At 67.4% G+C, this 26,985-nt stretch carries 21 protein-coding genes and 3 pseudogenes; 19 read left to right on the top strand and 5 right to left on the bottom strand.

The window, feature by feature from the left end:
* The first annotated feature begins 78 nt into the window (after positions 1 to 78).
* Positions 79 to 1,029, top strand: coding sequence for a fatty acid desaturase (locus KDD17_RS09455; RefSeq protein ID WP_212703448.1), 951 nt, complete (start codon positions 79 to 81; stop codon positions 1,027 to 1,029).
* Positions 1,010 to 1,925: pseudogene (locus tag KDD17_RS18820) on the top strand (EamA family transporter). The gene KDD17_RS09455 and the pseudogene KDD17_RS18820 overlap by 20 nt, the downstream one beginning before the upstream one ends.
* Before the next feature lies 1 nt (position 1,926).
* Here the strand turns inward: KDD17_RS18820 and KDD17_RS09440 are convergent.
* From KDD17_RS09440 to KDD17_RS09430, 3 genes are all read right to left on the bottom strand, one after another.
* Positions 1,927 to 2,178: a hypothetical protein gene (locus KDD17_RS09440; protein WP_212703446.1), complete on the bottom strand. Its 252-nt coding sequence runs from the start codon at positions 2,176 to 2,178 to the stop codon at positions 1,927 to 1,929.
* Between the two features lie 74 nt (positions 2,179 to 2,252).
* Positions 2,253 to 2,954 carry an NUDIX hydrolase gene (locus KDD17_RS09435; protein ID WP_212703445.1) on the bottom strand — a complete coding sequence of 234 codons (702 nt, stop codon included), beginning with the start codon at positions 2,952 to 2,954 and terminating at the stop codon, positions 2,253 to 2,255.
* 8 nt (positions 2,955 to 2,962) lie between these two features.
* A complete protein-coding gene (locus KDD17_RS09430) occupies positions 2,963 to 3,373 on the bottom strand; it encodes a DUF983 domain-containing protein (RefSeq protein ID WP_212703444.1) in 411 nt (136 codons plus the stop codon).
* A 195-nt stretch (positions 3,374 to 3,568) separates the two neighbouring features.
* Between KDD17_RS09430 and KDD17_RS09425 the strand changes: the two genes are divergently transcribed.
* From KDD17_RS09425 to KDD17_RS09410, 4 genes are read left to right on the top strand one after another with little or no spacing between them, the layout of a single operon-like run.
* The gene (locus tag KDD17_RS09425; protein WP_212703443.1) at positions 3,569 to 4,084 is read left to right on the top strand and encodes an EF-hand domain-containing protein; all 516 of its coding nucleotides are present in this window, start codon (positions 3,569 to 3,571) and stop codon (positions 4,082 to 4,084) included.
* 53 nt (positions 4,085 to 4,137) lie between these two features.
* On the top strand, positions 4,138 to 4,725 hold the full coding sequence (locus tag KDD17_RS09420) for an RNA polymerase sigma factor (RefSeq protein ID WP_212703442.1): 588 nt from the start codon (positions 4,138 to 4,140) through the stop codon (positions 4,723 to 4,725).
* Complete coding sequence (locus KDD17_RS09415; RefSeq protein WP_212703441.1) at positions 4,718 to 5,053, top strand: hypothetical protein; 336 nt, start codon at positions 4,718 to 4,720, stop codon at positions 5,051 to 5,053. Before KDD17_RS09420 ends, KDD17_RS09415 begins: the two co-directional genes overlap by 8 nt.
* A complete protein-coding gene (locus tag KDD17_RS09410; protein ID WP_212703440.1) occupies positions 5,050 to 5,514 on the top strand; it encodes a periplasmic heavy metal sensor in 465 nt (154 codons plus the stop codon). Before KDD17_RS09415 ends, KDD17_RS09410 begins: the two co-directional genes overlap by 4 nt.
* Before the next feature lie 60 nt (positions 5,515 to 5,574).
* Here KDD17_RS09410 and KDD17_RS09405 read toward each other — a convergent pair whose 3' ends face one another.
* Positions 5,575 to 6,972 (bottom strand): diguanylate cyclase, encoded by a 1,398-nt coding sequence (locus KDD17_RS09405; protein ID WP_212703439.1) that lies wholly within the window; start codon positions 6,970 to 6,972, stop codon positions 5,575 to 5,577.
* Between the two features lie 95 nt (positions 6,973 to 7,067).
* Between KDD17_RS09405 and KDD17_RS09400 the strand changes: the two genes are divergently transcribed.
* The 11 genes and pseudogenes from KDD17_RS09400 (at position 7,068) to KDD17_RS09350 (ending at position 17,940) form a co-directional block, all read left to right on the top strand.
* Positions 7,068 to 7,352 (top strand): DUF3572 domain-containing protein, encoded by a 285-nt coding sequence (locus KDD17_RS09400; protein ID WP_212703438.1) that lies wholly within the window; start codon positions 7,068 to 7,070, stop codon positions 7,350 to 7,352.
* Positions 7,349 to 7,936, top strand: a pseudogene (locus tag KDD17_RS09395) (HAD family hydrolase); the annotation flags it as partial. The gene KDD17_RS09400 and the pseudogene KDD17_RS09395, both read left to right, overlap by 4 nt.
* A 228-nt stretch (positions 7,937 to 8,164) precedes the next feature.
* Complete coding sequence (locus KDD17_RS09390; protein WP_212703437.1) at positions 8,165 to 9,724, top strand: trimethylamine methyltransferase family protein; 1,560 nt, start codon at positions 8,165 to 8,167, stop codon at positions 9,722 to 9,724.
* A gap of 96 nt (positions 9,725 to 9,820) precedes the next feature.
* Positions 9,821 to 10,402 carry a heme NO-binding domain-containing protein gene (locus KDD17_RS09385; protein WP_212703436.1) on the top strand — a complete coding sequence of 194 codons (582 nt, stop codon included), beginning with the start codon at positions 9,821 to 9,823 and terminating at the stop codon, positions 10,400 to 10,402.
* The gene (locus KDD17_RS09380) at positions 10,399 to 11,436 is read left to right on the top strand and encodes a GGDEF domain-containing protein (protein WP_212703435.1); all 1,038 of its coding nucleotides are present in this window, start codon (positions 10,399 to 10,401) and stop codon (positions 11,434 to 11,436) included. Before KDD17_RS09385 ends, KDD17_RS09380 begins: the two co-directional genes overlap by 4 nt.
* Before the next feature lie 61 nt (positions 11,437 to 11,497).
* Positions 11,498 to 12,199, top strand: coding sequence for a GntR family transcriptional regulator (locus KDD17_RS09375; protein ID WP_212703434.1), 702 nt, complete (start codon positions 11,498 to 11,500; stop codon positions 12,197 to 12,199).
* Positions 12,196 to 13,116 (top strand): dihydrodipicolinate synthase family protein, encoded by a 921-nt coding sequence (locus KDD17_RS09370; protein ID WP_212703433.1) that lies wholly within the window; start codon positions 12,196 to 12,198, stop codon positions 13,114 to 13,116. The genes KDD17_RS09375 and KDD17_RS09370 overlap by 4 nt, the downstream gene beginning before the upstream one ends.
* Positions 13,116 to 14,615: an aldehyde dehydrogenase gene (locus KDD17_RS09365; RefSeq protein WP_212703432.1), complete on the top strand. Its 1,500-nt coding sequence runs from the start codon at positions 13,116 to 13,118 to the stop codon at positions 14,613 to 14,615. The genes KDD17_RS09370 and KDD17_RS09365 overlap by 1 nt, the downstream gene beginning before the upstream one ends.
* Positions 14,612 to 15,940, top strand: coding sequence for an NAD(P)/FAD-dependent oxidoreductase (locus KDD17_RS09360; RefSeq protein WP_212703431.1), 1,329 nt, complete (start codon positions 14,612 to 14,614; stop codon positions 15,938 to 15,940). Before KDD17_RS09365 ends, KDD17_RS09360 begins: the two co-directional genes overlap by 4 nt.
* 36 nt (positions 15,941 to 15,976) lie before the next feature.
* On the top strand, positions 15,977 to 17,005 hold the full coding sequence (locus KDD17_RS09355; RefSeq protein ID WP_212703430.1) for a glycosyltransferase family 2 protein: 1,029 nt from the start codon (positions 15,977 to 15,979) through the stop codon (positions 17,003 to 17,005).
* Positions 17,002 to 17,940: a glycosyltransferase family 2 protein gene (locus KDD17_RS09350; RefSeq protein WP_212703429.1), complete on the top strand. Its 939-nt coding sequence runs from the start codon at positions 17,002 to 17,004 to the stop codon at positions 17,938 to 17,940. Before KDD17_RS09355 ends, KDD17_RS09350 begins: the two co-directional genes overlap by 4 nt.
* On the opposite strand, the gene KDD17_RS09345 is transcribed toward KDD17_RS09350, so the two are convergent.
* Positions 17,941 to 18,687 (bottom strand): WecB/TagA/CpsF family glycosyltransferase, encoded by a 747-nt coding sequence (locus KDD17_RS09345; RefSeq protein WP_212703428.1) that lies wholly within the window; start codon positions 18,685 to 18,687, stop codon positions 17,941 to 17,943.
* Positions 18,688 to 18,878: 191 nt separating this feature from the next.
* Between KDD17_RS09345 and KDD17_RS09340 the strand changes: the two genes are divergently transcribed.
* Entirely contained in the window at positions 18,879 to 20,339 is a 1,461-nt protein-coding gene (locus tag KDD17_RS09340) for a hypothetical protein (protein WP_212703427.1), read from the top strand.
* Positions 20,340 to 20,600: 261 nt separating this feature from the next.
* Positions 20,601 to 26,985, top strand: a pseudogene (locus KDD17_RS09335) (type I polyketide synthase).

Here is a 26,985-nt window from a genome sequence, read left to right as displayed (position 1 = left end):
GCCAATAGTGAACAATTTTCCGAATAGCTGGGCCGTTGGGATGCCCCCTAGGCTGAGCGCAGCCAAAGGGAGCCAGAGATGCACACACACAGTCCCGGCGCGCGCAGGAGTGCGCTGCGCGATCTGCCCACGCTAGCCTTGATCGTCGTCTTTGGCGGGGTCTGGGCAGCGGCGCTGGCGCTGCCGGGAGATCTGGGATGGCTGGCGGTGGTGTTGCTGATCCCGGCGCTGACGCTGCACAGCTCGCTGACCCACGAGATCCTGCATGGTCATCCGTTTGGCCACGCGGGCGCCGAGACGGTGCTGGGCCTGTGGCAGCCGGGGTTGGCGATCCCCTATCTGCGGTTCAAACGGTTGCATCTGGCGCACCACCGCGACGCGGCGCTGACCGATCCCTACGACGATCCGGAAAGCGCCTATCTGGATCCGGGTGTCTGGGCGCGCTTGCCCCGCGTGGTGCGAGGAATTTTGCGGATCAACAACACGCTGGCGGGGCGCATCCTGCTGGGGCCTGCGATTGGCACCTATCTTTTCTGGCGCGACGATCTGCGCGCGATCCGGGCGGGCGCGCCGCATGTGCTTCGTGACTGGCTGGCGCATCTGCCCGGCGTCGCCCTGACGCTGGTGCTGGTGGCGCTGTCAGCGCTGCCGCTGTGGGCCTACCTGCTCGCCTGTTACGGCGCGCTGTCGGTGCTCAAGATCCGCACATTCCTTGAGCATCAGGCCCATCTGCGCGTCTCGGGGCGCACGGTGATCATCGAGGATCGCGGGCCGCTGGCGTTCCTGTTTCTCAACAACAACCTGCATCTGGTGCATCACATGCATCCGGCCGTGCCGTGGTACCGGCTGCCCGCCCTCTACGCCGCACGGCGGGAGGCTTACGTGGCGCGCAACCACGGCTATGTCTACCGATCCTACGCGCAGGTGTTCGCGCGCTATCTGTGGCGCGCAAAGGAGCCGGTGGCCCATCCGCACTGGCGCGAAGCACCGATCTGCGCAATCAAGGGGCATGACACAGCTTCTTCCTGATCCGTGGATCATCGCCAGCGTTGCGGCGGCCCTGTTCCAGACCGTGCGCTTCATGCTGCAAAAGGTGCTGGCCACCGCCACGCTGACGGCGGCGGGGGCCACGTTTTCGCGGTTTGTCTATGCGCTGCCGGTCGTGGTGGTGCTGCTGGCGGTCTATCTGCGCGCGTCGGGCGCGGCCCTGCCGACGCTGAGCGGCGCCTTCTGGATCTACGGCAGCGTTGGCGCGGTGGCGCAGATCATCGCGACGATCTGCGTGGTGGCGCTGTTCAAGACGCGCAATTTCGCCGTGGGCATCACGTTCAAGAAGACCGAAGTCATCCTGACCGTGATCACGGGTGCGGTGGTGCTGGGCGATGCGGTGAGCCTTGGCGCGCTGGGGGCGATCCTGCTGGGGTGCTGGCGCTGCTGCTGCTGTCGGGCAAGGACGGCGCGCGGGGTCTGTCGCTGCGCGATCTGGGCAACCGCGCGGCGGGGCTGGGGATCGCGTCGGGCGCGTTTTTCGCCGTCTCGGCGGTGACGTACCGGGGGCATCGCTCCAGATCGCGGCGGAGGATCCGCTGCTGCGCGCGGGCGTGACGCTTTGCGCGGTGGTGGCGATCCAGACGGCGGTGATGCTGGTCTGGCTGCGCCTGCGCGAACCCGGAGAGATCGGCCGCGTCTGGGCCGCGCGGCGGGTGGCGGTGTGGATCGGGCTGACCTCGATGGCCGGATCGCTGTGCTGGTTCATTGCCTTCACGCTGCAAAACGCGGCCTACGTCAAGGCGCTTGGGCAGGTCGAGCTGATCTTTTCCGTGATGGCCTCGACCCTGTTCTTTCGCGAGCGGATCACCGGGCGCGAGGCGCTGGGCATGGCGGTGCTGGTGGCCTCGATCCTGCTGTTGGTGCTGTTCGTTTAGTTTATCTGAGGAAGCTGGTAGTGTCGGTCGTTAGCGATCCACCGTCGATCATCAAGACTACCCGGTCTGCCGCGTTGTCGACAATGATCCAAGGACCTGCGACAGATAGGCAGAACAGCAAGAGCCCGACAAAGGCCACGATGTTCCCGCGCGGATGGTCTGCGACCATGTCGGCGATGAGTCCGACGGCAAAAATTATCAGACCGATTGGGGCGATGGCCGCGCAAATAGCGATTACAATTATCAGTTCCATTCCAAACCTCACATTATTAATAAAGCTACTGACCAGGAAACGGCGGCAGCTTTATGGCAGAATGGAGGTGGGTTTCAGCTCTCGTAGGAGGCCTTGTGGCCGCGCAGGCGCAGGAACAGGCTTTCCTCGTCGTCGTTGCGGAAGAACGGGACCGAGGCGGGCGGGGCGGGGTCGGCGGCGCGGGCCTCGATCTCGGCCAGCACGACCTCGGTGATGAAGGGCATGTCAAAGCCGCGCGCGCGGCTCAGCGGCACCCATTGCAAGTGGCTCAGCTCATCGCAGGCGGCGGAGAAATCATCCGGGTCGGTCGCGATGTCGGCCACGTCCACCAGAAAGAACCGCGCGTCGAACCGGCGCGGGCGGCCCGGCGGGGTGATGGCGCGGAACACGAATTGCAGAGGCGCGGCGGTGGGCACGTGGCCCGTCGCGGCAAAGGTCTGCCAGTCAAGCGGCACGTCGCCCTCCCAGACGCCCGGCACGCCGAGGATCAGGCCGGTTTCCTCCCACAATTCGCGAATGGCGGCGACGGTGATGGCGTGGGTCAGCGTCGCATCCGCATCCTCGGCCAGCCGCGCGCCACAGGGATCGCCCAGCGGGGTGGCCAGCGGGATGTTGGCGTCGCCCGCATCCACGGCCCCGCCGGGAAAGACGAATTTATTGGGCATGAACACCGCCTTGGCGCCGCGCTGACCCATCAGGATCTCGGGCGCGCCGGTGCGGTTACGGATCACGATGACCGTGGCGGCGTTGCGGATCTGTGTCTTGTCGGTGCTCATCGCGCCCCCTATTCGGAGCGCGCAAAGCCCCCCATTTCCCTGGCCCACTGGAAGCCGATCATCGCCCCTTTGAACCTTGGCAGAAGGTAGAGGGACAGGCCCACCGTGCCAACCGCAAAGATCGTGAAGAGGGTGATGGGCTCGGGCCGGTAGTGCACGAACACCAGATGCAGCAGCGGTGCCATGAGGTGGCCGACCAGCAGGATCGTCAGATACGCCGGGCCGTCATCGGCGCGGTGGTGGTGGAACTCCTGCTCACACACGGTGCAGTGGTCCTGCACCTTGAGATAGCCGGTCAGCAGCGGGCCGGCACCGCAGTTCGGACACTGCCGCCGCCAGCCGCGCAGCATTGCGGGCAGGCGCGCGCGCTCACCTTCATCGGTTTGCTGCGTGTGGTGCTGGGCGGAGGGATGGGTCATGAACGGCGGTCCTGCGTTACGGTGGGTGCGGTGTAGCTTGGTGCAGGGGGCGAAGGGAAGGTGGCGATTTGTCTCGCCACGGGGCAGGCCGAAAAAAATTGGAAAAATCCGCGACGGAACCGGCGGGCTGCTCCGTTCAAGAAGGGTCATCGCGGCAAGAGGCTGCGGCGACGCCCATAAAAAACGGAGAGCACCATGTTCAAGGAAACCTTTACCGCGCTGGCCATCGCTGCCGGTCTGATCGCCACCGCTGCCTCGGCGGACGATCGCGGCGCCGCGCGGTTCGAGCGGATCGACGCGAATGGCGACGGTCAGATCACCGCCGCCGAGCTTGAGGCCCGCGCCGCCGCGCGCTTTGCGCAGGCCGATGCCGATGGCAACGGCGCCATCACCCCCGAAGAGATGGCCGCACAGGCGCAGGGCCGCCGCAAGGCGCGGCTGCTGGAGCGGTTCGACACCGACGGCGACGGCGCGCTGAGCGCGGCGGAGCTGGAGCAGGCGGCGGACAGCCGTGGCGGCAAGCGTGCTGCGCGCATGTTCGAGCGGCTGGATGCCGACAACAGCGGCGATCTGACCCTCGCCGAGATGACGGCCCGCCGCGATCCCGCCAAGATGATCGAACGGCTGGATGCGAATGACGACGGCGCGCTGAGCGCCGAGGAGTTCGCAAAGGCGCGCAAAGGTGGTAAGCGTCAGGGCGCGGGCGAGTAATCGCCCATTGGGGGCGGCAAGACGCGCCGCCCCCGCTGAACCGGAAAGAGCGCGTGAGTGATGAGCACCCCACCGACGATGCCCGCGCCGCCGACGGCGCCTTGCTGGCGCGTTTTGCCGCGGGCGATCAGGCGGCAGCAAGGCTGTTGTCGGCGCAGCTGCTGCCACGGGTCTACGCCCATGCGTTGCGCGTGATGGGCAATGCGGCGGAGGCCGAGGATATCGCGCAGGAGGCGATGCTGCGCCTGTGGCGGCAGGCGCCCGATTGGGATCCGGCGCGGGCCACGGCGGCGACATGGCTCTACCGGGTGACGGCAAACCTGTGCACCGACCGGTTGCGCCGCCGCCCGACCGTGGCGCTGGATGCCGTGGCGGAGCCGCCCGATCCACAGCCCTCCGCCGCGCAGCGGTTGCAGGACGCCGCGCGCCTCGATGCGCTGGACGCCGCGTTGCAAACACTGCCCGACCGGCAGCGGCAGGCGGTGGTGCTGCGCCACCTCGACGGGCTTGCCAATCCCGAGATCGCCGCCATTCTCGACATCGGCGTCGAGGCCGTCGAAAGCCTGACCGCGCGGGGCAAACGCGCGTTGGCGGCGGCGCTGGCGCGCGACCGCGAAGCATTGGGATACCAGGATGACTGACCGCAAGACTGACACGCTCGAAGATCTCTTTGCCGCCGCGCGGGCGGACCCGCCAGCCGTGCCCGATGCGCTGATTGCACGGGTGCTGGCGGATGCCGCGCGGGTCCAGCCGCGCGCGCCGCTCTGGCGCCGGATTGTCGACGGCATCGGTGGCCCCGTGGGCCTTGGCGGCGTGGTGACGGGCGCGCTGGCGGGGATGTGGATCGGCTTTGCCCCGCCCAGCGACACGCTTGATCCGCTGGCCGTGCTGGTGGACGGGGGGGCGTTGGCGACGGTGGAGCTGACCGAGACATTCTATGACTTTGGCTGGGAGGCGGAGGAGGGATGAGCATGGATGCAGGCAAACCCAAACGCGGCTGGCTGCCCTATGTGCTGGCCCTGTCGCTGGCGGTCAATCTGGTGATCGGCCTTGCGGTGGCGGGTGCGCTGTGGCGCGCAAGCGCCGGTGAGGGGCCGCGCGGGCGGGGGTTTGCGGGGCCTGCGCCGTATCTCAGGGCGCTTGAGCGCGACGACCGGGCAGAGGTGCGCGCGGCGCTGCGCGCGTTGCCGCGCAACCGCGGCGAAAGCCTGCGCGAGATGCTGACGCTGCTGCGCGCGGAACGCTTTGACCGCGCCGCCGCCGCCGTCGTGCTCGGCGCGCAGCGCGAGGCGAGCCTGCTGCGCCAGGACACGTTGAGTGCGGCCTGGCTCGACCGGGTGTCGGCGATGTCGGACACGCAGCGCGCGGCCTATGTGGCGCGGCTTGAAGAGATCCTGTCGCGCAGGTCTGGCCGGAAGGGGCGCGATTAGGCGCCGCATACCCAGCTTAGCGTTGTGTGTTTGCGCGATGGTTTTCCGGTCCGTCCCGCCTTAGGCGGCGGGGCGTTTTTGCGGGACGCTGCATTCGACCTGATTGCGCCCCCGCGTCTTGGCGGCATAAAGCGCCTTATCCGCGCGGGCGAGCAGATCCTCGGGCGCCTCGTCACGCCCGCCGCCGCTGAGCGCGAGGCCAAAGCTCATGGTGATGCGCACCGGGCGATGACCGCCGGGCAGGGAAAATGGGGTGGCGGCGATGGCGTCGCGCAGCCGTTCACCGATACGCCGCGCGCAGGCGGGCGAAGTTGTGGGCAGCAGGATCAGAAATTCCTCCCCCCCGATACGCGCGACGGTGTCGAAGCCGCGCATTTCGCGTTGCAGCCGCCGCGCCGCCTCTTGCAGGACGGCATCCCCGGCGGCGTGGCCGTAGCGGTCGTTGATCGTCTTGAAATGATCCATGTCGCCCACCAGCACGGCGGCCGTCTGGCCCATCCGCGCGGCACGGGCCAGCACGCGGGCCATATGCGGCATCGCGTAGCGGCGGTTGTAAAGGCCGGTCAGCGGATCGTGCACGACCTCGTGCAGGCCGGTGCGCACGGTCTGCTGCACCCGTTCGACCAGCCGCTTGCGGCGCAGCAGGGCCGAGAGGCGCAGCGCGATCTCTTCCGGCTCGAACCCGGCGCCCATCACGTCGTCGGCGCCCAGATCCAGGGCGGTGGTCATGCGCTGTTCATCGCCGCAAGCCGACACCACCAAAACGCCGCACTGCCGGGTGAGCGCGCTTGCCCGCAACTCGGAAATCAGGCGCAGGGCGACGGCGGCGGGCGCATCGGCCCGGGGCAGGCAGACCACGATCACATCCGCGGGCTTTCCGCTGTGCTGGCTGGCAAGCGCGTCGCGCAGGCAGGTGACGGACAGCGTGCAGGGCAGCGCCGCGCTGAGCCTGCGACCCCAGGTCTTGAGTGCTGCGAGATCGTCGCCGATCAGGGAGATCCGGCTGGCGTGCGCAAAATCGGGCGCCGGTTCGGCAAGGCCAAGCGCGCAGCTCGTCTCCTCGCGCATCTGCCATTCCGACAGCGCGTTCTGGATACGGATGCAGCTGCGCACACGGCCGAGCAGCAGCGTATCGGACAGCGGGTGCAGCATCACGTCGACCGCCCCGGCGGCAAGCGTCGCAAGGCGCTGACCCGCGTCGCGCTGCGTGCCGATGGCAAGCACCGGCACATTGGCCAGTGTGGGCAGGCTGCGCAGCCGCGTGCAAAGTGCTGCGGCATCGCCGTCGGGCAGGTCCATCGCGGTGATGATGAGGTCGGGCGGGGCGGCGCGCGCGGCCTGCACTGCCGCATCAAGTGTTGCGGCCTGGGCCACCTGATAGAATGCGCCCGTCAGCTTTACCTTCAGCACGATCCGTTTCGTGGATATGGCATCAATGACGAGGATTTTACCTTGCACTTGGCATCCTTTCGTGGCGCAGTCGGGATGCATGAGTTTTCTGACCAATTGGTTAACAAAGCGTTGATGTTTTGATCTACTTTAGGGGGAAGACAGTGACACTTTCTTCAGACACTGCCGAAGCCATCGCGTTGCAGACCCTTGGCTGGCTGGTCGGCAACGAGGATCTGCTGCCGGTCTTTCTGGGGGCCTCGGGGTGCAGCGAGGCCGAGCTGCGCGCGCGGCTGAATGATCCCTCTTTTCAAGGGGCTGTGCTGGATTTCCTGCTGATGGATGACGCCTGGGTGCTGGCCTGCGCGGAGGCCACGCAGACGCCGCCCGACCGCTTTGCCCAGGCGCGTCAGGTATTGCCGGGTGGACAGGATGTGAGCTGGACATGACGGGCACGATGGGCGGATCCCCGCCGGTTAACGCGATCTGCTTCGACAAGGACGGCACGCTGTTTGATTTCGCGACCACGTGGGAGGCCTGGGCGGCGGCGTTCCTGAGGCGGATGGCGGGGGCCGATGACGCGCGCGCGCGGGCGTTGGGGGCGCTGATCGGCTTTGACGTGGCGGCGCAGCGCTTTGCCCCCGACAGCATCGTGATCGCGGGTACCCCCGGCGAGGTGGCGCATGCGCTGGCGCCCGGTGTGCCGGAGTTGGGCGCGCAAGACATCCTCAAGATCCTTGACGAGGAGGCCGCGCGCGCACCGCAGCGCGAGGCGGTGCCGCTGGTGCCCTTGCTGCGCGGCCTGCGGGCGCGGGGGCTGGCGCTGGGGGTGGCGACCAACGACAGCGAGGCGCCCGCGCGGGCGCATCTGGACGCGGCCGGTATCACGGGGTTGTTTGATTTCATCGCCGGGTTCGACAGTGGCCATGGCGGCAAGCCTGCGCCGGGGCAGCTGTTGGCGTTTTGTGCCGCCGTTGGCGTGGTGCCCGAGCGCTGCGTGATGGTAGGCGACAGCCTGCACGATCTGCGTGCCGGACGCGCGGCGGGGATGCGTACCGTCGCGGTGCTGACGGGGGGGCGCAGGCCGCGACACTGGCGCCGATGGCGGATGTGGTGCTGGACGATATCGGGGGCCTGCCGGGCTGGCTCGATACGCTCTGACCGGGCGGGCCACCGAAAACGACACATTCCGTCGCAAACGGCGCGGATGCGCGTCCCGCCATGGGGCCTGCTGCTGGCAAGCAAGCCAAGGAGTACCGCCATGACCGAGACCCCGAAACGCCGATCCCGTGGTGGTGGACGGGCGGGCGCACGCGACAGGCGCGGCTCTGCCGTGATCGAGCAGATGCCGTGGAACCCGCCCGTCAACATCGACGCGCCCGTAGAGCCGTTGGGCCCCGAGGGCGTTGCCGCGATCCACGACGGCGCGATGCGCATCCTTGAGGAAATCGGGATCGAAATCCTGAACCACGAGGCGCTGGAGATCCTGCGCAAGGCAGGCTGCACGGTGAGCGGTGAAAACGTGCGCATGGGCCGCGAGATGGTGATGGAATACGTGGCCCTCGCGCCGTCGGAATTCACCATCACTCCGCGCAATCCCGATCGTGAGATCACCATCGGTGGGCGCAATCTGGTATTCGGGAATGTCAGCTCTCCGCCCAATTACTGGGATATGGCGCTGGGCCGCAAGGTGCCCGGGACGCGGACGATGTGTCAGGATCTGCTGAAGCTCACGCAGTATTTCAACTGCATCCACTTCGCCGGCGGCTACCCGGTGGAGCCGGTGGATATCCATGCCTCCGTGCGCCATCTCGACGTGCTGTATGACAAGCTGACGCTGACGGATAAAGCGATGCACGCCTATTCGCTTGGCCGCGAGCGGGTCGAGGATGTGATGGAGATGGTGCGCATCTCGGGCGGGTGGAGCGACGCGGAATTCGAAGCCAGCCCGAAGATGTACACCAACATCAATTCCACCTCGCCGCTGAAACACGACATTCCGATGCTGGACGGCTGGATGCGGATCGCGCGTCGCAATCAGGGTCTGGTGGTGACGCCCTTCACGCTGGCGGGTGCCATGGCGCCGGTGACCATGTCGGGCGCGGTTGCGCAATCGCTGGCCGAGGCGCTGATCGCGGTGGTGCTGGCGCAGATCATCCGCCCCGGTGCGAGCGTGGCCATCGGCACCTTCACCTCGAACGTGGATATGAAAACCGGCGCGCCGGCCTTTGGCACGCCCGAATACATGCGCGCGACGCAGATGACCGGGCAGCTGTGCCGCTATTACGGACTGCCGATGCGGTCGTCGGGGGTGTGTGCGGCGAATGTGCCCGACGGGCAGGCCATGTGGGAGACCTCCAACAGCCTGTGGGCGGCGGTGCAATCGGGGACCAACATGGTCTATCACGCGGCGGGTTGGCTGGAGGGCGGGCTGATTGCGTCGCCCGAAAAATTCATCATGGATTGCGAAATCTTGCAGCAAATTCAGCGCTATATGGACCCCGCGATCTGCGCCACGGGGCCGGATGAGATCGCGCTGGAGGCGATCAAATCGGTGGGCAATCAGGGGCATTTCTTCGGGATCGAGCACACGCAGGAACGCTATACCACCGCGTTCTACCAGCCCTTCCTGAGCGATTGGACCAACTACGAGGGCTGGGAGGTCGCAGGCGGCATCTGGACGCAGGAGCGCGCGCATCACATGTTCCGCGAGATTGTGGGCGCGTTTGAGGCGCCGCCGATGGATGCCGCGATCCGCGATGAGCTGGCCGATTTTGTCGCCCGCCGAAAGGCCGAAGGCGGCGCGCCCACCGACTTCTGAGGGATTAACCAAGACGGCGCTTTTGCCCGTGTCTTAGCCGGACGTTAACGCTTGCCCGCCACAACCGGGGGGGAACGCAAGCGACGCGAGGCACCCATGCACGGGCTGATCAACCGCAGTTTACAGAATTTCGTCTGGGACCGGTACGGCCGGGACGCCTGGATTGAAACGGCGGCGCGGGCGGGCATCGATCCGCCCAGCTTTGAGGCGATGCTGAGCTATGACGACGCGACCACGCCCGCCGTGCTGGACGCGATGAGCACGGTGCTGCGCCGTCCGCGCGCGGCGCTGCTGGAAGACGTGGGCATCTATCTGGTCACCCACACTGAGGCCGTGCGCCGTTTGCTGCGCTTTGGCGGGGTTGATTTTGACGATTTCCTGCAATCGCTCGACGATCTGCCCGACCGCGCGCGCATGGCCGTGGCCGAGCTGCGATTGCCCGCGATCGAGCTTCATACCCATGGCGAGGGGCGGTTCAGCCTGATCTGCGACAGCCCCGTTGCGGGGTTTGGCCATCTGATGATGGGGGTGTTGCAGGCCATGGCGGATGATTACGGCGCGCTGGCGCTGCTGGAGCATGAGGGCCATGCCGCGGGGCGCGAGACGCTGCGCATCCAACTGGTCGAGGCGGATTTTGCCGATGGCCGGGCGTTTGATCTGGGGCAACGGGCGTCATGAATCTTGCGCTGCCGACGTCGGATGTGCTGGATGTGCTGTGCCCGATGCACATGGTGCTGGATGCCAGCGGCACAATCCTGCACGCGGGCCCCACCATTCGCAAGCTGCGCCCTGACATGACATTCGAGGGGCAGGCGTTTGGGGATGTCTTTGAGGTGCTGCGCCCGCGTGGCACAGACGCGCTGACCGACATCACGGGGGCCGCGCGCCACAAGCTGCATCTGGCGCTGCGCGGCCAGCCGCCCGCGCATCTGAAGGGCGTGATGGTCTGGTCGGGGCGCGACCGGATCGTGCTGGATCTGTCGTTCGGCATCTCGATCCAGCAGGGCGTGCGCGACTACCGGCTGAGTGCGGGGGATTTTGCCGCGACCGATCTGGCCATCGAAATGCTCTATCTGATCGAGGCGCAGAGTGCTGCGATGGAGGCCTCGCGCAGTCTGAACCTGCGCCTGCAGGGCGCCAAGACCGCCGCGGAGGAACAGGCGTTCACCGACACGCTCACCGGGCTCAAGAACCGCCGCGCGCTGGATCAGGTGCTGGAGCGGTTGCTGGCGAGCGATGCGTCCTTTGCGGTGATGCACATCGATCTGGATTACTTCAAGGCGGTCAACGACACGCTGGGCCATGCGGCAGGCGATCACGTGTTGCGGCAGGTCGCGGCGGTGATGCTCGAAGAGACGCGCAAGACCGATCTGGTCGCGCGGGTGGGCGGCGATGAATTCACCGTGGTGCTGCCCGCGGTGCGCGACATCGCGGTGCTGGAACGGGTCGGCGCGCGCATCATCCAGCGCATCGAAGAGCCTGTCGTCTTTGGGGCGCACACCTGCGAAATCTCGGCCAGCATAGGCACCGCCTGGGTGCAGAACGGGGATGCGGTCAGCCGTGAGGACGTGTTGGAGGAAGCGGACATCGCGCTTTACGCCAGCAAGCACAAGGGGCGCGCCCAGCAAACGTTCTATTCGCCCGAGTTGCGGGAGACGGCGAATTTGCCCGATGCGCCCGAGGGGCAGGCGGCGCGCGGCGATAAATTGTAGACATATTGTATAATTTGTGGTTCAGCTGCCGGGACGTCCCCCGTTTCCGGAGCCCGCAGCCGTGCCAACCACGCCCCGCCACCGCAAAGCCGCCCTGATCGCGGCCCTCCGCGAGGCCATCCTGACGCAAGCCCTGCTGCCGGGGGCGGATCTGGATGAGGTGGCGTTGTCAGAGCGCTACGGGCTGTCGCGCACACCGTTGCGCGAGGCGCTGCGCGAGCTTGCGGGCGAGGGGTACGTGGATCTGCGCGAGAACCGCGGCGCGCGGGTGGCCGAGATGGGGCACACCACGCTGCGCGACTTTTTCCTCGCCGCCCCAATGATTTACGGCGCCGTGCTGCGCTTGGCGGCGGCGCATCGCACGGGCGATCAGCTTCAGGCGCTGCGTGCCGCGCAGGCGGATTTCAGGACCGCGCTGGGCGCCACTGACACCGCCGCGCGGGCGCTCGCGAATACCGCCTTTCACGACATCACCGGGCAGATGGCGGGCAATGTCTATCTGCTGCCGAGCTTTCGGCGCCTGCTGATCGACCACACCCGAATCTCGATGACCTTTTACGGCGCAGACCGCGTGGAGACGGCCACTGCCGCCGATCAGCACGACACCATTATCGACGCCATCCACGCCCGCGACGGTGAGGCTGCCGCCGCACTGGCGCAGGCGCATTGGCGGCTGTCGTCGGACCAAATCGCGCAATTCGTGATGCCCGCGCCGCTTACCGGCACGCTTGGCACTCCTGCCCCTGACCAGAGGACACCATGACCCCGATTTTCCAGTTCGAGGGGATCTATACCCCGCTTGTCACCCCGCTGCATCCCGACGGCAGTTTCAATCACGACGCGCTGGCCGATCAGATCGAGCATCTGGTGGCGGCGGGGGTGCATGGCCTGATCTCGGGCGGCTCGACCGGTGAGAACTACGCGCAGACCGTGGAGGAGCGCGTGGCGCTGGCGGAATTCACGCACGCGCGGCTCAAGGGGCGGTTGCCGCTGATCGTGGGCACCGGCACCATGCGCACGCCCGACAGCGTGGCAATGGCGCGCGGCGCGCGGGAAATGGGCGCGGATGCGATCCTGCTGGGCACGCCGCCCTATGCCGTCCCGACGGAGCGGGAGAACGCGCTGAATGCGCTGGCGATTGACCGGGCGGCGAACCTGCCGGTGATGCTGTATAACTATCCCGGACGCATGGGCGTGAACATGGGCGCGGAATTCCTCGACCGGGTGGGGCAGTCGCGCAATATCTGCGCGATCAAGGAATCTTCGGGCGATATCAACCGCGTGCACCTGCTGGCGCGGGATTATCCACATATCCAGATGTCGTGCGGGATGGACGATCAGGCGTTGGAGTTCTTTGCCTGGGGCGCGCGGTCGTGGGTCTGCGCGGGCAGCAATTTCCTGCCGCGCGAACATGTGGCGCTCTACGAGGCCTGCGCGGTGCAGGGCGATTTTGCAAAGGGCCGGCGGATCATGTCGGCGATGATGCCGCTGATGCGGGTGCTGGAGCAGGGCGGCAAATTCGTCGCCTGCGTCAAGCACGGGGTCACGATGGCGGGGATAGACACGGGCGGGATGATGCCGCCGCTCAAACCGCTGAATAAGGACGACAAACGCGAATTGGAACAGGTCGTGCGGGTGCTGAAAACCACCGTCGCGGCGATCACCGGGGAGGATGCATGATGGATTTGCTGACACGCGAGGAATACGGCGCGCTTGCCGCCGGGATGCGGTTTGCCACGCAGGCGTTTGTGGATGGCGGCTATCGCCCGGCGGCGTCGGGGGCGACCTTTGACACGGTGAACCCGGCCACGGGTGCGGTGCTGGCGCAGGTCGCGTCCTGCGGGGCGGCGGACGTGGATTTTGCCGTGGCCAAGGCGCGCGATGCGTTCGAGGCGGGCACGTGGTCGCGCGCGCATCCGAGCCACCGCAAGGACGTGCTGATCCGGCTGGCCAAGCTGATCACCCGCCACGCGCGTGAGCTTGCGGTGATGGAGAGCCTCGATGCGGGCAAGACTATCTATGACTGCGAAACGGTGGATATCCCCGAGTTCATCCATTGCCTGAAGTGGCACGCGGAAGCGATTGATAAAATGTACGATTCCGTCGCGCCGGCGTCGGACGATCACATCGCCATGGTCGTGCGGGAGCCGATTGGCGTGGTGGGGCTGGTGCTGCCCTGGAACTTCCCGCTGTTGATGCTGGGCTGGAAGATCGCGCCCGCACTGGCGGCGGGCTGTTCGGTGATCGTGAAGCCCGCCGAGGAGACATCGCTGACAGCACTGCGCGTGGCGGAACTCGCCCATGAGGCGGGCGTGCCGCGCGGTGTGCTGGCCGTGCTGCCCGGCACCGGGCCCGAGGTCGGCGAGCCGCTGGGCCGTCACATGGATGTCGACATGGTCAGCTTTACCGGCTCGACCGTCACCGGCAAACGGTTCCTGGGCTATGCGGCGGAAAGCAACGCCAAGGAGGTCGTGCTGGAGATGGGCGGCAAGAACGCCTGCGTGGTCCTGGAGGATGCGGAAAACCTCGACCGGGTGGCGGCGCATGTGGTCAACGGGGCGCTGTGGAACATGGGCGAGAATTGCTCGGCCATCTCGCGGCTGATCGTGCACCGGGACGTGGCGGACGCCCTGTTGGACAAGATCGAGGCGCATATGCGCGACTGGCCGCTGGGTGATCCATTGGACCCGCAAACGCGGCTGGGCGCGATGGTAAGCCGGGCGCATTTCGAGAAGGTTGCGGGCTATCTTGCCGATGCGCCGGCCGCACGGGTGGGCGGCGGTACCCACGGTGACATTTTTGTGGAGCCGACGGTGATCGAGCTGGCGGATACCGCGCACCGCCTGGCGCGCGACGAAGTGTTCGGCCCCGTGCTGAGCGTCATCCGCGTGGGATCGTTCGATGAGGCGATTACGGTCGCCAATGACAGCGACTATGGCCTGTGTGCGAGCCTGTTTACTGCCAACGCGAAACGGGCGATCCGCGGCGCGCGGGTGCTGCGCGCGGGCACGGTGACGGTCAACAGCTACGGCGAGGGCGATATCTCCACCCCCTTTGGCGGGGTCAAACAATCGGGCTTTGGCGGGCGCGACAACGGGGTGCAGGCGCATGACCAATACACCCAGCTGAAGACCATCTGGATCGATCTGGCCGATGATGCGGATGAGGCGGTGGGGTGACATTCACCGCGCGCCGCACGCCCGCGTTCAACAGCCCCGCCGCCTGGGCCGAGATTTTGGGGCCGGGCGCGCGCTACCCCGCGCTTGAGGGCGCTGGCACGGCGGATGTGGTGGTGATCGGCGCGGGCTTTGCCGGATTGTCGGCGGCGCGGCAGCTGCGGCTGATGGATCCGGGTCTGGATGTGGTGGTGCTGGACGCGCTCGACATTGCCGAAGGGACGGCGGGGCGCAATTCTGGCTTCATGATCGATCTGCCGCATGATCTGGCGTCCGAGAATTACGCGGGCGGGGCGGGGGACCGCGCGATGATCGCGCTCAATCGCCGGGCCATCGGATTTGCCCGCGCGGCGGTGGCTGACTACGGGATCGATCCGGCCTTTGCCGATCCGGCGGGCAAGGTGAACGGCGCGGTATCCGCGCGGGCGGTGGCGCATAACGTAAGCTACGCCGCGCATCTGGCCGCCCTGGGCGAGGCGTCGCAGACGCTGGATGCGGCGGATATGGCGGAACTGACGGGCAGCAGGCACTACCGCGCCGGGCTCTATACGCCCGGCACGCTGATGGTGCAGCCTGCGGGCTATATCCGGGGGCTGGCGGCGGGGCTGGCCCGCGGCGGGGTGCGGATTTTTGCGCGCAGCCCGGTGGCTGAGATCGCGCAGGCCGGGGGCGATTGGCGGGTTGCCACGGCGCAGGGCCACGTGACCGCGCCGCGCGTGATCCTTGCCACCAACGGGCATCTGGAGAGTTTCGGGATCGCACGGGGGCGGCTGATGCAGCTGTTTCTCTATGCCTCGATCACGCCGGTGCTGCCCATGGGTGCGCTGGCGGGGGCGGCGCGCTGGGGGATCACGCCGTCCGACCCAATGGGCACCACGGTACGGCGCATCGATGCACCGCAGGGCGGCGACCGGATCGTGACGCGCACCTGTGCCACGCTGCGCCCCGGCATGACCGTCAGCCGCCGCGATCTGCGCCGCGCCGCCGCCGTGCACCGCGCAAAATTCGATGCGCGCTTTCCGGCGCTTGCGGGCATGGCGATGGCGCAGACATGGGCCGGGCATCTGTGCCTGAGCCGAAACGGTGTGGCCATGACCGGCGAGGTGGCACCGGGGGTGTTTTCGGCCTGCGTGCAGAACGGGCTTGGCACCGCGCGGGGCACGCTCACGGGGATCGCGGCGGCGCAAAGCGCGCTGGGCGAGGCAAGCGAGATTACCGCGCATTTTGACGCCGAAGCCCCGCCCGCGCGCCTGCCACCGCAGCCGCTGGCGCAGTGGGGCGCAAATGCCTACCTGCGCGTCAAAGAGCACCGGGCGCGCGCCGAATAGTGGACCGGGCGCGCAGGACTGGCTAAAGCGGGCGGTATGAGCCGAACCTCCATTTTTTCCCGTCTGCGCCGCAAGGCCGCCGAAGCGCTGCGCGGCCGCCGTTTCCGCGCCGCTGTCGAGCCGCTGCACGGCGCGGGTTTCGACGTGCCCGAGGGGGCGGTGCTGGCCATCGTGCTGGTGCGCAACGGGGGCTATCACCTTGATGCGTTCTTTGACTATTACCGGCGCTTGGGGATCACGCATTTTGCCTTTCTCGACAATGGGTCGACCGATGACACGGTGGCGCGCATCGAGGCCCAACCCGGCACGGTGATCGACCGGGTGGCGCTGCCGCTGGCGCAGTACGAGGATCTGATGCGCGCCTATCCGGCCCAACGCTATGGCGCGGGGCGCTGGTGTCTTTACGTCGATATGGACGAGCAGTTTGATTTTGAGGGGCGGGCCGAGATCGGCCTGCCGGGGCTGATTGCCTATCTTGAGGGGCGCGGCGATACGGCGCTGATGGCCCAAATGCTCGAGATGTTTCCCGACGTGCCCTTGGCCGAGGTGGCGGATCTGTCGTTTGACGCGGCGTTGCGGGCGTTTCGATACTACGATGTGTCGACGGTGGACCGGTTTGCCTATCACAGCGCGCAGATCGAATTCTCCGCCCTCATGGCCGACAACACGGTGCCCACGGATGCCTTGCAGTTTTGCTTTGGCGGCGTGCGGGGCCGGGTGTTCGGCGAAGAGTGCTGTTTGACCAAACACCCGCTGGTATTCAACGGGCCGGACGTGCGCATCGCGCCGCATCCGCATGTCTCAAGCGGGGTGCGGGTGAGCGATTTCAGCGCGGTGATCCGACACTATAAATTCGCGGGCGACGCGGCGGCGCGGGACGCGGCACAGGCGGGCACCGGGGCGCTGGCGCATGGCGAGGATGCCGCGCGGCTGCGGGTGATGGGGCGCGATCCTCGCGTGACGCTGTATTCGGATGCGGCGCGGGAATGGGCGGGGATCGAACCGCTTTATGACGCGGGGTTCCTCGTGCGCTCGGACGCCTACAGCGCGTGGGTGCGGCGGTGAGCGTCGCGGCGATTGTCATCGGGCGCAACGAGGGCGCGCGGCTAATTGCCTGCCTCGACGCGCTGCGCGGGGTTGCGCCGGTGATCTACGTCGACAGCGGATCGACCGACGGATCGGTGGCGGCGGCGCAGGCACGCGGCGCGCGGGTGATCGCGCTGGACATGACGCAGCCCTTCACGGCGGCGCGGGCGCGCAATGCGGGGCTGGCGGCCCTGCCCGAAGGGGCGGAGTTGGTGCAATTTCTTGATGGCGATTGCGTGATGCAGCCGGGATGGCTGGCGGCGGCGCGGACCTTTCTGGACGCGCATCCGGATGTGGCCGTTGTCTGCGGGCGGCGGCGGGAAATGCAGCCGGAGGCCTCGCCGTATAATGCGCTGATCGACGCGGAGTGGGATACGCCCGTGGGCGAGGCGCGCGCCTGCGGGGGCGATGCGCTGATGCGGGTGGACGCGTTGCGCGCCGTGGGCGGCTACCGCGACGATCTGATCGCGGGGGAGGAGCCCGAGATGTGCGTGCGCCTGCGCGCGAAAGGCTGGCGGATCTGGCGGATTGACGCGGAGATGACGGCGCATGACGCGCAGATCACGCGCTTTGGCCAGTGGTGGCGCCGCAGCGTGCGGGCGGGCCATGCATTTGCGGAAGGGGCGGCGCTGCATGGCGCGGGGCCGGAGCGGCACTGGGTGGCCGAGACGCGGCGCGCGCTGATCTGGGGCGTGGGGGTGCCGGTGGCCATTTTACTGGCGGCGCTGATCTCGCCCTGGTCGCTGCTGGGGCTGGTGGTCTACCCGCTGCAAATCGCGCGGCTGGCGCGGCGGGGCGGGCTGCGCTGGGCGCTGTTTTCGGTCATCGGCAAATTTGCCGAGGCGCGCGGCGCGGTGGGGTATTACCTGAGCCGTCTGCGCGGCGGGCGGCGCAGGCTGATCGAATACAAGTAATCAGCGCTGGCGCCACGCCTGCACCGCAAGACCCGGCAGGATCGCAAAACACTTGGCATAGCGCGGCACCATGCGCCGCGGGCTTTGCCCCGCGCGCCACAGCCATTCGAGCGCCAGCGCGCGCATGATCCGCGGGGCGCGCACCTGATGGCCCGACAGGAAATCCAGACCCGCCCCGATGGAGGCAAAGCCCACGGCGGGGCAGCGGCCGCGCGCGAAGGCGGCAAAAATCTCTTGCTTGGGCGCGCCAAGGGCGATGAAGCACAGCCGCGCGCCGCTCTTGTTTAGCTCCTCGCAGATCTGCACCGCATCCGCGCCGGTGGGGTCGAACCCATAGGGCGGCGCGTGGGTATAGGCGACGTTCAGCCCCGGCACGTCGCGCTCAAGCGCGGCCTTTGCCCCGGCAAGCGCGCTGTCAGAGCTGCCCATCAGGGCGATGGGCACGCCCGCGCGCGCGGCCTCGGCGCTGAGCGGCAGCACCAGATCGGAGCCGGGCATGAGCGCGACCGGCTGGCGCGCGAGACGCGACAACCAGATGATCGGTCGCCCGTCCGCCACCACCAGATCCTGCGCGCGGTAGGCGCTGGCAAAGGCGTCATCGACCGGCAGCTTGGTGAGGTGATCGAGGTTCAGCGTCGCCAGCGCGAATCCGGTCCCATCGGCAAAACGCGCGCGGATCGTGCGAAACAATGCCTCGCGTGTGGGGACATTGACCGTAACGGCGGAACGACCTTTGCCAAATTTCATGGCCGGCCCGTGCAGCGCGGCCACAGCGCGCGGGCAGTTGCGCGCGGTGTCGGGGTATTTTCAGGTTTCATTTCAGATACATACCGTTGGGTGGCGGTGCTGGACCCCGCGCGTTGCGGCAAACTAGCGTGATGACTTGACCCGGCCAAGGGTGTATTTGTCGCGCTCATTCACCGGAGAGCCCCCCGACGATGCCCAATGCCGTCGCCTCATTGATGCTGCTGATCTGGCCGTTCGTGTGCCTTGTGCTATTTCGCACGCAACGGGTCGAGCGGGCGCTGATCTGGTCGATCCTGGGCGGTTATCTTTTGTTGCCGCCGCTGGCGGAGTTCAACCTGCCGCTGGTGCCCGCGATGGACAAGGTGTCGATCCCGAACCTCAGCGTGCTGGCCATTCTGGTCTTTGCCACCGCGCACAAGGTGCAGCTGTGGCCCGAAAGCCGGGTGGCGCGGGTGTTGGTGGTGATGCTGGTGCTGTGCGCGATACCCACGGTGCTGACCAACCGCGAGCCCATCCTGTTCGAAGTGCTGCGCAACGCCGATCCGATCCTGTTTCTGGTCGATGCGCTGCCCGGCCAATCGGTGCGCGACATCGGATCGGTGCTGATTGCGCAGGTGCTGACGATCGTGCCGTTCCTGCTGGCCCGGCAGTTCCTGCGTAGCGAAGAGGGGCTGCGCGAATTGCTGCTGGCCTTCATGGTGGGTGCGCTGGCCTATTCCATCCCCTCGCTGATCGAGATCCGGTTCAGCCCGCAGATGAACGTTTGGGTCTATGGATTTTTCCAGCACAGTTTCGAACAGACGATCCGCGCGGGCGGCTACCGGCCCATCGTGTTCCTGCCGCACGGGCTGTGGCTGGCGCTGTTCGTGTGCATCGGGCTGGTGGCGGCGGCGACGCTGACGCGGGTGACGCCGCGCATCGACCGGTGGAAAATGGTGCTGTGGACGCTGTATCTGCTGGTGTTCCTGATCCTGTGCAAAAGTGCCGCCTCCATCGCCTACGGGTTGTTGTTGTTGCCGATCGTGCTGTTTTTGCCGCGCCGCTGGATGGTGGGGATCGCGGCGGTGATGGCGGTGGTGGCGGTGACCTATCCGATGCTGCGCAATTTCAAGGTGATCCCGACGGATGCGATCGTGGCCGAGATTGCCGAAGTGAACCCGTACCGCGCGCAATCGCTCGAGTATCGCTTTAACAACGAAGAGCAACTGCTTGACCGGGCTGCGGAAAAACCCGCCTTTGGCTGGTCCGGTTGGGGCCGCAGTTTGGTGCGGGACCCCGAGACGGGAGAGATCCTGACCATCCCCGACGGGCGCTGGATCATCGTGTTCGGTACCTTTGGGTGGCTCGGCTACATCGCGGAGTTTGGCCTTCTTGCCCTGCCGCTGATGCTGATGGCGCGCCACGCGTGGCGCCAGCGCAGCGCCGATCTGTCGCCCTATATCGGTGGGGCGAGCCTGATCCTGGGAATCACGTTGATGGACATGCTGCTCAACGCCACGCTGACGCCGATCACCTGGCTGACGGCGGGCGCGATCCTGGGCTATGTCGAGCGGCGCGCGCCGCGACCCGTGCGCCCACCGCGCCACGCCCTGCGACAGGCGCCCGTGATGCAACAGGCCGCGCCGCGCACCGGGCGGCGCACAGTTCTGTAGCGGAAACCGGTGATTCCTGCCGATTATGGCGTCATTGTCGCGCAATTCCTTGCAATGGCCCTGAAGTCTGACGATTGTTGTGTTAATTTCCCTGCAAACGTCAGTTGAATTTGAGCCAAAGGCCCATGAAATAAAGGGCAAGCCGCGCTTCTCCGGATGGGTGAGATCTGCTTTACCCTAGGGTCGGCGCGGGAAGTTTGATAGAACAACCATGGGGGCTCCTGCCGATCGCACGCGCGATGGGCAAAGGGGTGAGACAGTATGACCAGCGAGCGCCGCGAGACCCGTCGCGACATCGAGGATATCGCCATCGTCGGAATGGCCGTCAACGTGCCCGGTGCGGGCACGGTGGAGGCGTTTTGGCAGAACCTGCGCGACGGTGTCTCTTCGATCCGCAAGCTGAGCGACGATGAGCTGCTTGCCGCGGGCGAGACGCCCGAGCGCATCGCGCGCAAGAACTACGTCCCCTTTGCCGCTGATCTGGAGGGGTTTGAGACATTCGACGCCGACTTCTTCGGGTTTTCGCCCAAGGATGCCGCGATCCTTGATCCACAGCATCGCAAGTTCCTCGAAGTTGCGTGGGAGGCGATGGAGCAGGCGGGCCATGTGCCGGAGAATGTGGCCGGACCCATCGGCGTTTATGCCGGCTGCGGCATGGGGAGTTATTTCTATTTCAACATCTGCTCGAATCCCGATTTGGTGGAGGAGACGGGCATGTTCCTGCTGCGCCACACCGGCAACGACAAGGATTTCCTGTCGACGCGGGTGAGCCATGTGTTCGACCTCAAAGGCCCGTCGGTGAACCTGCAAACCGCCTGTTCGACGTCGCTGGTGGCGATCCACTATGCGGCGCAGGCATTGCGCAGTGGCGAGGTCGAGATGGCGCTGGCGGGTGGCGTGACCATCGAGATGCCGCAGGGGCGCGGCTATGAATTCAAGGAAAACGAGATCCTGTCGCCGGACGGTGCCTGCCACGCGTTTGACCACCGTGCGCAGGGCACCGTGTTCGGCTCGGGCGCGGGGTGCGTGGCGCTCAAACGCCTTTCGGACGCGCAGCGCGACGGCGATCATATCTGGGCCGTCATCAAGGGCTCGGCGATCAACAACGATGGCGCGGCCAAGGCGGGATACCTCGCGCCGTCGGTCGACGGGCAGGCAGCGGCGATTGGGCAAGCGCTTAAGGCGGCGGATGTGCCCGCCGATCAGATCGGTCTGGTCGAATGTCACGGCACCGGCACCTATCTGGGCGACCCCATCGAGGTCGCGGCACTGACGGAGGCCTACCGCACCCAGACGCAGGCGGAGGATTTCTGCCGCATCGGATCGGTCAAGACCAACATCGGCCACCTCGACACGGCTGCCGGGGTGGCGGGGCTGGTCAAGGCGACGCTGGCGCTGCACCACGAGGCGATGCCGCCCTCGCTGGGATATGAGGCGCCCAATCCCGCCATCGGGTTCGAGGGCAGCCCGTTTTCGGTCAACGACCGTTTGACACCCTGGCCGCGCGGTGCGGCCCCGCGCCATGCCGCCGTAAACGCGCTGGGCGTGGGCGGCACCAACGCCCATACCATTCTGGCAGAGGCGCCCCTGCGCGCCGCGTCCGAGGAAAGCGATTTCCCGTTCCAGCCGCTGGTCATCTCGGGGCGCTCCAAGGCTGCGCTTGACGCCAATACGGCGGCGCTGGCCGCGCATCTGCGCGCGCATCCCGAACAGGATCTGGCCGATGTGGCGCATACGCTGAAAAACGGGCGGCGCGGGTTCGCGCGCCGGCGTGTGGTCGTGGCCGAAACCCACGCGGAGGCGGCAGACCTGCTGGAGGCGGGCGACCGTCACCGCGTGTTCACGCACGAGGTTCTGGGCGAGGCGCCCGAGGTGGTGTTCATGTTCCCCGGCGGCGGTGCGCAATACCCCGGCATGGCGCGCGATCTCTACGAGACCGAGCCGGTCTTTGCCGAGGCGATGGATCGCGGGCTCGATCACCTTGCGCCGCAGCTGGATTACGACATTCGTGCGCTGTGGCTGCCCGAGGATGGTGGCGCGGCGGCGGCGGAAACGCTCAAGAAACCGTCGGTGCAGCTGCCGCTGATTGCCATCACCGAATACGCGCTGGCGCAGCTGTGGATCAGCTGGGGCTTGCGCCCGGCGGCGATGGTCGGTCATTCGATGGGCGAGAACGTCGCCGCCTGCCTTGCGGGCGTGATGAGTTTTGAGAATCTGATTGATCTGGTGCTGCTGCGCGGCCGTCTGTTCGACAGCGTGCCCGCGGGCGGGATGCTGAGCGTGCCGCTGTCGCTGGAGGCGATCACGCCCTACGTGGGCGACGCGCTTGATATCGCCTCCGTGAACGGACCCGAGCTGACGGCAGTCTCTGGCCCCGATGCGGCGTTGCAGGATCTGGCGGCGCGATTGGCCGCCGATGACATCGACAGCCAGCGCATCGCCATCGACATCGCCGCACACAGCCGCATGTTGGAGCCGATCCTGGCCGAGTATCGCGCCTTCCTTGCCACGTTGAACCTGCAAGCGCCGCAGATGCCGTTCTGGTCGAACCGCACCGGCGTGCAGATCACCGCCCAGCAGGCGACCGATCCCGACTATTGGGTGGGTCAGCTGCGCGGCACGGTGCATTTTGCCGATTGCATCGACAGCCTCAGCGCGGGCGACAAGCGCGTGTTTCTTGAGGTCGGTCCGGGCAAGGCACTGTCGTCGCTAGCGCAGATGGCGCCCAATGTGGCGCCGGGCCAAGTGCTCAGCACGCTGCGCCATCCTGATCAGGACATGGCGGACGATATGTTTTTCATCGGCGTGCTTGCGCGGCTCTGGGCCTGCGGGGTCGAGGGCGATTGGGGCCAGCTGTGGGGCGAGGCGCGGCGCAACCGCGTGGTGCTGCCGACCTATCAGTTCCAGCGCTCCCCCTATTTCATTGCCCCCGGTGAGGCGGTGACGCAGGCGGCGGCACCGGCGCTCGCGCGCGTCGAGGATATCGCCGATTGGGGCAGCGTGCCCAGCTGGCGGCCCGCCTATGCCGACACGGATGCCGATCCGGGCGCGGCGCTGGATGCCGTGGCCGGGCAGAGCTGGCTCGTTTTTGCCGATACCTGTGGCGTGGCCGATCCGGTGATCGCGCGGCTGCGGGAGGGCGGGGCGCGGGTGGCGGTTGTGCGCGCGGGCGACAGCTTTGCCACGGTCGAGGATGGCTATACCCTCGCGCCCGAACAGGGGGCCGATGGCTATGCCGCGCTGATGGGCGCGCTGGCGGAGGCGGGCACGCTGCCCGAACGCATCGCGCATTTCTGGCTGGTGACCGAAGGGGAGGAGGATTTCCGCCCCGGCAGCAATTTCTTTGAGCGCAATGTCGAGCAGGGGTTTGCGAGCCTTCTGTGGTTGGGTCAGGCGCTGGGCGCTCTGGAAGACGCGCCCGCGATGCACATGACCGTGGTGACGAGCGGCGCGGCGCAGGTCAGCGATGAGGCGCTCGATCATCCCGAAAAGGCCATGATCAGCGGCCCGGCGGGTGTGATGCCGCGTGAGATCGCGGGGCTGACGGTCTCGACCCTCGATCTGCGGTTGCTGCAGCCGCGGGCGAAGGCGGGGTTCTTTGCCCGCGCGATGCCGGCGCCCGAGGAGACGCTGACGCAGCCGCTGCTCGAAGAGCTGTTGGCCACGCCCGCCAATGGTGTGGCCGCGCTGCGGGGCGGCAAACGCTTCGTGCAGGGCTTGCGCGCCGTGTCGTTGCCAGATGTCGAGACGCCAGCGTTCAAGCGCGGCGGCACCTACCTGATTACCGGCGGTTTTGGCGGTATCGGCCAGACCATTGCGGCCGATCTGATGCAGCGCTTTGACGCGCGTGTCGTGCTGCTGAGCCGCACCGCGCTGCCCGCGCGCGAGGCTTGGGCGCGGGTGCTGTCGACCCGTCCGGCCAGCGATCCCACCGCCCGCCGCATCCGCGCTGTGGAGCGGTTGGAGGCGCTGGACGCCGGCACGGTCGAGGTGCGGCGCGGCGATGTGGTGAACCTCGCGCAGATGCGCAAGGTCATCGACAGCCTGCAGGAAAGTGGTCTTGACGGGGTGATCCACGCGGCGGGCACGCTCGACGATGCGCCGATCCTTGGCAAAACCCAGGCGCAGGTGGATGCGGTGCTGGCGCCCAAGGTGCAGGGGCTGCGGGTGCTGGATCATCTGCTGCCCGATGGCAGTGTCGATCTGATGGTGCTGTTCGCCTCGACCTCGACCGCCGTGCGGGCGGCGGGGCAGGTGGATTACGTGGCCGCCAACGACTACCTCAACGCCTTTGCCAAGGCCCGGCGCGGGGGGCGACGCGGGTTGTGGCCGTCAACTGGGGCGTCTGGGCCGATGTGGGCATGGCCGCCGCCGCGACGGGCCGCGCCGAGGTGGAGGCGCTGCCGCCGCGCGCGCTGGATCTGCCGCTGCTGGACCATGTGCAGCCGCGCGAGGACGTGATCCGGCTCACCGCCACGCTGACCGATGCCGATCCGGTGCTGGACCAGCACCGCATGGCCGACGGGCGCGCCGTGATGCCGGGCACCGGCATGATCGAGGCGCTGGCCGAGGCCGCGCGCAGTGCTGGGGCCACGGGCGCCTTTGCGCTCGAAGATCTGTATTTTCTGCGCCCGCTGGAGGCGCCCGCGGGCACCCCGCGCGAGATGCGGGTTGATCTGACGCGCGAGGCCGGCGGGTTTGCCGCCGTGCTGCAATCGGATTGCACGCTGGCGGGCCGCGACGGCTGGCAGACCCACGCCGAGGCGCGCATCGCTTCCGTGGTGACCGACACGCCCGATCCGCTGGATCTGGCCGCGATCACCGCCCGCATGGGCGACGCGGAGCGGAGTGAGACCCACCTCAAGACCCCGCAGGAGGCGCATCTGCGCTTTGGCCCCGACTGGCAGGTGCTGCGCGCGCGGCGGTTTGGCGCGGGCGAGGGGCTGGCGCATCTGGTGTTGCAGGGCGGCACGGGCGATCACGTGCTGGCGCCCGGTCTGATGGATCTGGCGACCGGCTGGGCCGTGGCGCTGGCGCCGGGCTATGACGCCACCGATCTCTGGGTGCCGGTGTCCTACGGGCGGATCACGGTGCACGCGCCGCTGACGAATGAGATCTACAGCCACATGCGGCTGGCCGGGGGCGCGGCGGACGCGCGCTTTGACGTGACGATATGCGACACGCGGGGCCGCGTGCTGGTCGAGGTGCGCGATTTTGCGATGACACGCCTTGCCGGCGGATTTGCCGCACAGGTTGCCCCGCTGAGCGCGGCTGAGGTCACGTTCGACGACGCAGCGGAGGAGAGCCGCCCGCAGACCGAAGCCGAAGAGCGGCTGGCATTCACCGTTGCCAAGGGGATCACCGCTGCCGAGGGGCCGCGCGCGTTGGCCCGCGCGCTGGCGGTGGGCGCGCCGCAGATCTATGTCTCGTCGCTGCCGCTGGACGGGTTGATCGCGCAGGCCGATGTGCCGCCGAAAGCAGCGCCCACCGGCCAGAGTTTCGAGCGTACCGATCTTGAGGGATTCGTCGCTCCCGAGGGGCCGGTGCAGGAGGCGTTGGCGCAGATGTGGACGACGCTGCTGGGCGTCTCGCCCATCGGCGCGCAGGACAGTTTCTTTGACCTTGGGGGCATTCGCTGATCGCCGTGCGCCTCTTTGCCGCCGTGAAACGCGAATTCGGGGTGGAATTCCCGCTGTCGGTCCTGTTCGAGGCGCCGACGATTGCCGATATCGCCGCGCGCATCACCGCGCAGGTGGGTGAGGCTGCCGCGCCCGAGGGGGCCGCGCCGGACGCGCCGGGCTTCCAGCACCTTGTGCCGCTCAACGGGGTGAAAGCGGATCGCGCCACGCCGCTGTTCGTGGTGGCGGGGATGTTTGGCAACGTGCTGAACCTGCGCCATCTGGCCCAGCAATTCGCGCGCGAACGGGCGGTCTACGGCCTGCAGGCGCGCGGGCTGATCGGTGACAGTGCGCCGCATGAGACGATCGAGACCGCCGCCGCCGACTACATCGCCGAGCTGCGGCAGGTGCAGCCGCGCGGGCCTTACCTGCTGTCGGGCTTTTCGGGGGGCGGGATCACCGCCTACGAGATGGCGCAGCAATTGCGCGCGGCGGGTGAGGATGTGGCCACGCTGGCGCTTTTGGACACGCCGCTGCCGGTACGCCCGAGCCTGAGCCGCCGCGACAAGGCGCTGATCAAGCTGGCCGAGCTGCGCACGCAGGGGCCTGCCTACCTGCGCGACTGGGCGCGCAACCGCATCGCCTGGGAATTCGAGAAACGTCGGGGCAAGCAGACGGACACCGCCCCTGCGGGGTTCAACAACACCAAGATCGAAGCGGCCTTCCTGCGCGCCGTCGGTCAATACGATACGCCGCGCTGGGAGGGGCCGATGACGCTGTTCCGGCCGCCGCTGGACCGTCACTATGCGGTAAGCGGGGGCAACCATGTCTCGGCGGCGCGCGAATACGTGTTCCACGACAACGACTGGACGCAATACGCCCCCCATGTCGAGGTGATCGAGGTGCCGGGGGACCATGACAGCATGGTGCTGTCGCCCAATGTCGTCGTCCTGGCGTCCGAGCTGCGCGAGATCATCGCCGAGGCGCTGGATCTGCCCGACAACGACATCGCGACGGCGGCGGAGTAG

Source organism: Sulfitobacter albidus (genome assembly GCF_018200035.1).
In the GTDB taxonomy this organism is placed as follows: domain Bacteria; phylum Pseudomonadota; class Alphaproteobacteria; order Rhodobacterales; family Rhodobacteraceae; genus Sulfitobacter; species Sulfitobacter albidus.
Note: the sequence above shows the minus strand (reverse complement) of the source record. Positions and strands in the feature narration are given on the sequence as shown.

Excerpts from the sequence above, each read along its gene's own strand:
- KDD17_RS09455 (WP_212703448.1), top strand. The coding sequence starts at position 79 with ATGCACACACACAGTCCCGGCGCGCGCAGGAGTGCGCTGCGCGATCTG.
- KDD17_RS09440 (WP_212703446.1), bottom strand. The coding sequence starts at position 2,178 with ATGGAACTGATAATTGTAATCGCTATTTGCGCGGCCATCGCCCCAATC.
- KDD17_RS09435 (WP_212703445.1), bottom strand. The coding sequence starts at position 2,954 with ATGAGCACCGACAAGACACAGATCCGCAACGCCGCCACGGTCATCGTG.
- KDD17_RS09430 (WP_212703444.1), bottom strand. The coding sequence starts at position 3,373 with ATGACCCATCCCTCCGCCCAGCACCACACGCAGCAAACCGATGAAGGT.
- KDD17_RS09425 (WP_212703443.1), top strand. The coding sequence starts at position 3,569 with ATGTTCAAGGAAACCTTTACCGCGCTGGCCATCGCTGCCGGTCTGATC.
- KDD17_RS09415 (WP_212703441.1), top strand. The coding sequence starts at position 4,718 with ATGACTGACCGCAAGACTGACACGCTCGAAGATCTCTTTGCCGCCGCG.
- KDD17_RS09410 (WP_212703440.1), top strand. The coding sequence starts at position 5,050 with ATGAGCATGGATGCAGGCAAACCCAAACGCGGCTGGCTGCCCTATGTG.
- KDD17_RS09390 (WP_212703437.1), top strand. The coding sequence starts at position 8,165 with ATGACCGAGACCCCGAAACGCCGATCCCGTGGTGGTGGACGGGCGGGC.
- KDD17_RS09385 (WP_212703436.1), top strand. The coding sequence starts at position 9,821 with ATGCACGGGCTGATCAACCGCAGTTTACAGAATTTCGTCTGGGACCGG.
- KDD17_RS09380 (WP_212703435.1), top strand. The coding sequence starts at position 10,399 with ATGAATCTTGCGCTGCCGACGTCGGATGTGCTGGATGTGCTGTGCCCG.
- KDD17_RS09370 (WP_212703433.1), top strand. The coding sequence starts at position 12,196 with ATGACCCCGATTTTCCAGTTCGAGGGGATCTATACCCCGCTTGTCACC.
- KDD17_RS09365 (WP_212703432.1), top strand. The coding sequence starts at position 13,116 with ATGGATTTGCTGACACGCGAGGAATACGGCGCGCTTGCCGCCGGGATG.
- KDD17_RS09355 (WP_212703430.1), top strand. The coding sequence starts at position 15,977 with ATGAGCCGAACCTCCATTTTTTCCCGTCTGCGCCGCAAGGCCGCCGAA.
- KDD17_RS09345 (WP_212703428.1), bottom strand. The coding sequence starts at position 18,687 with ATGAAATTTGGCAAAGGTCGTTCCGCCGTTACGGTCAATGTCCCCACA.
- KDD17_RS09340 (WP_212703427.1), top strand. The coding sequence starts at position 18,879 with ATGCCCAATGCCGTCGCCTCATTGATGCTGCTGATCTGGCCGTTCGTG.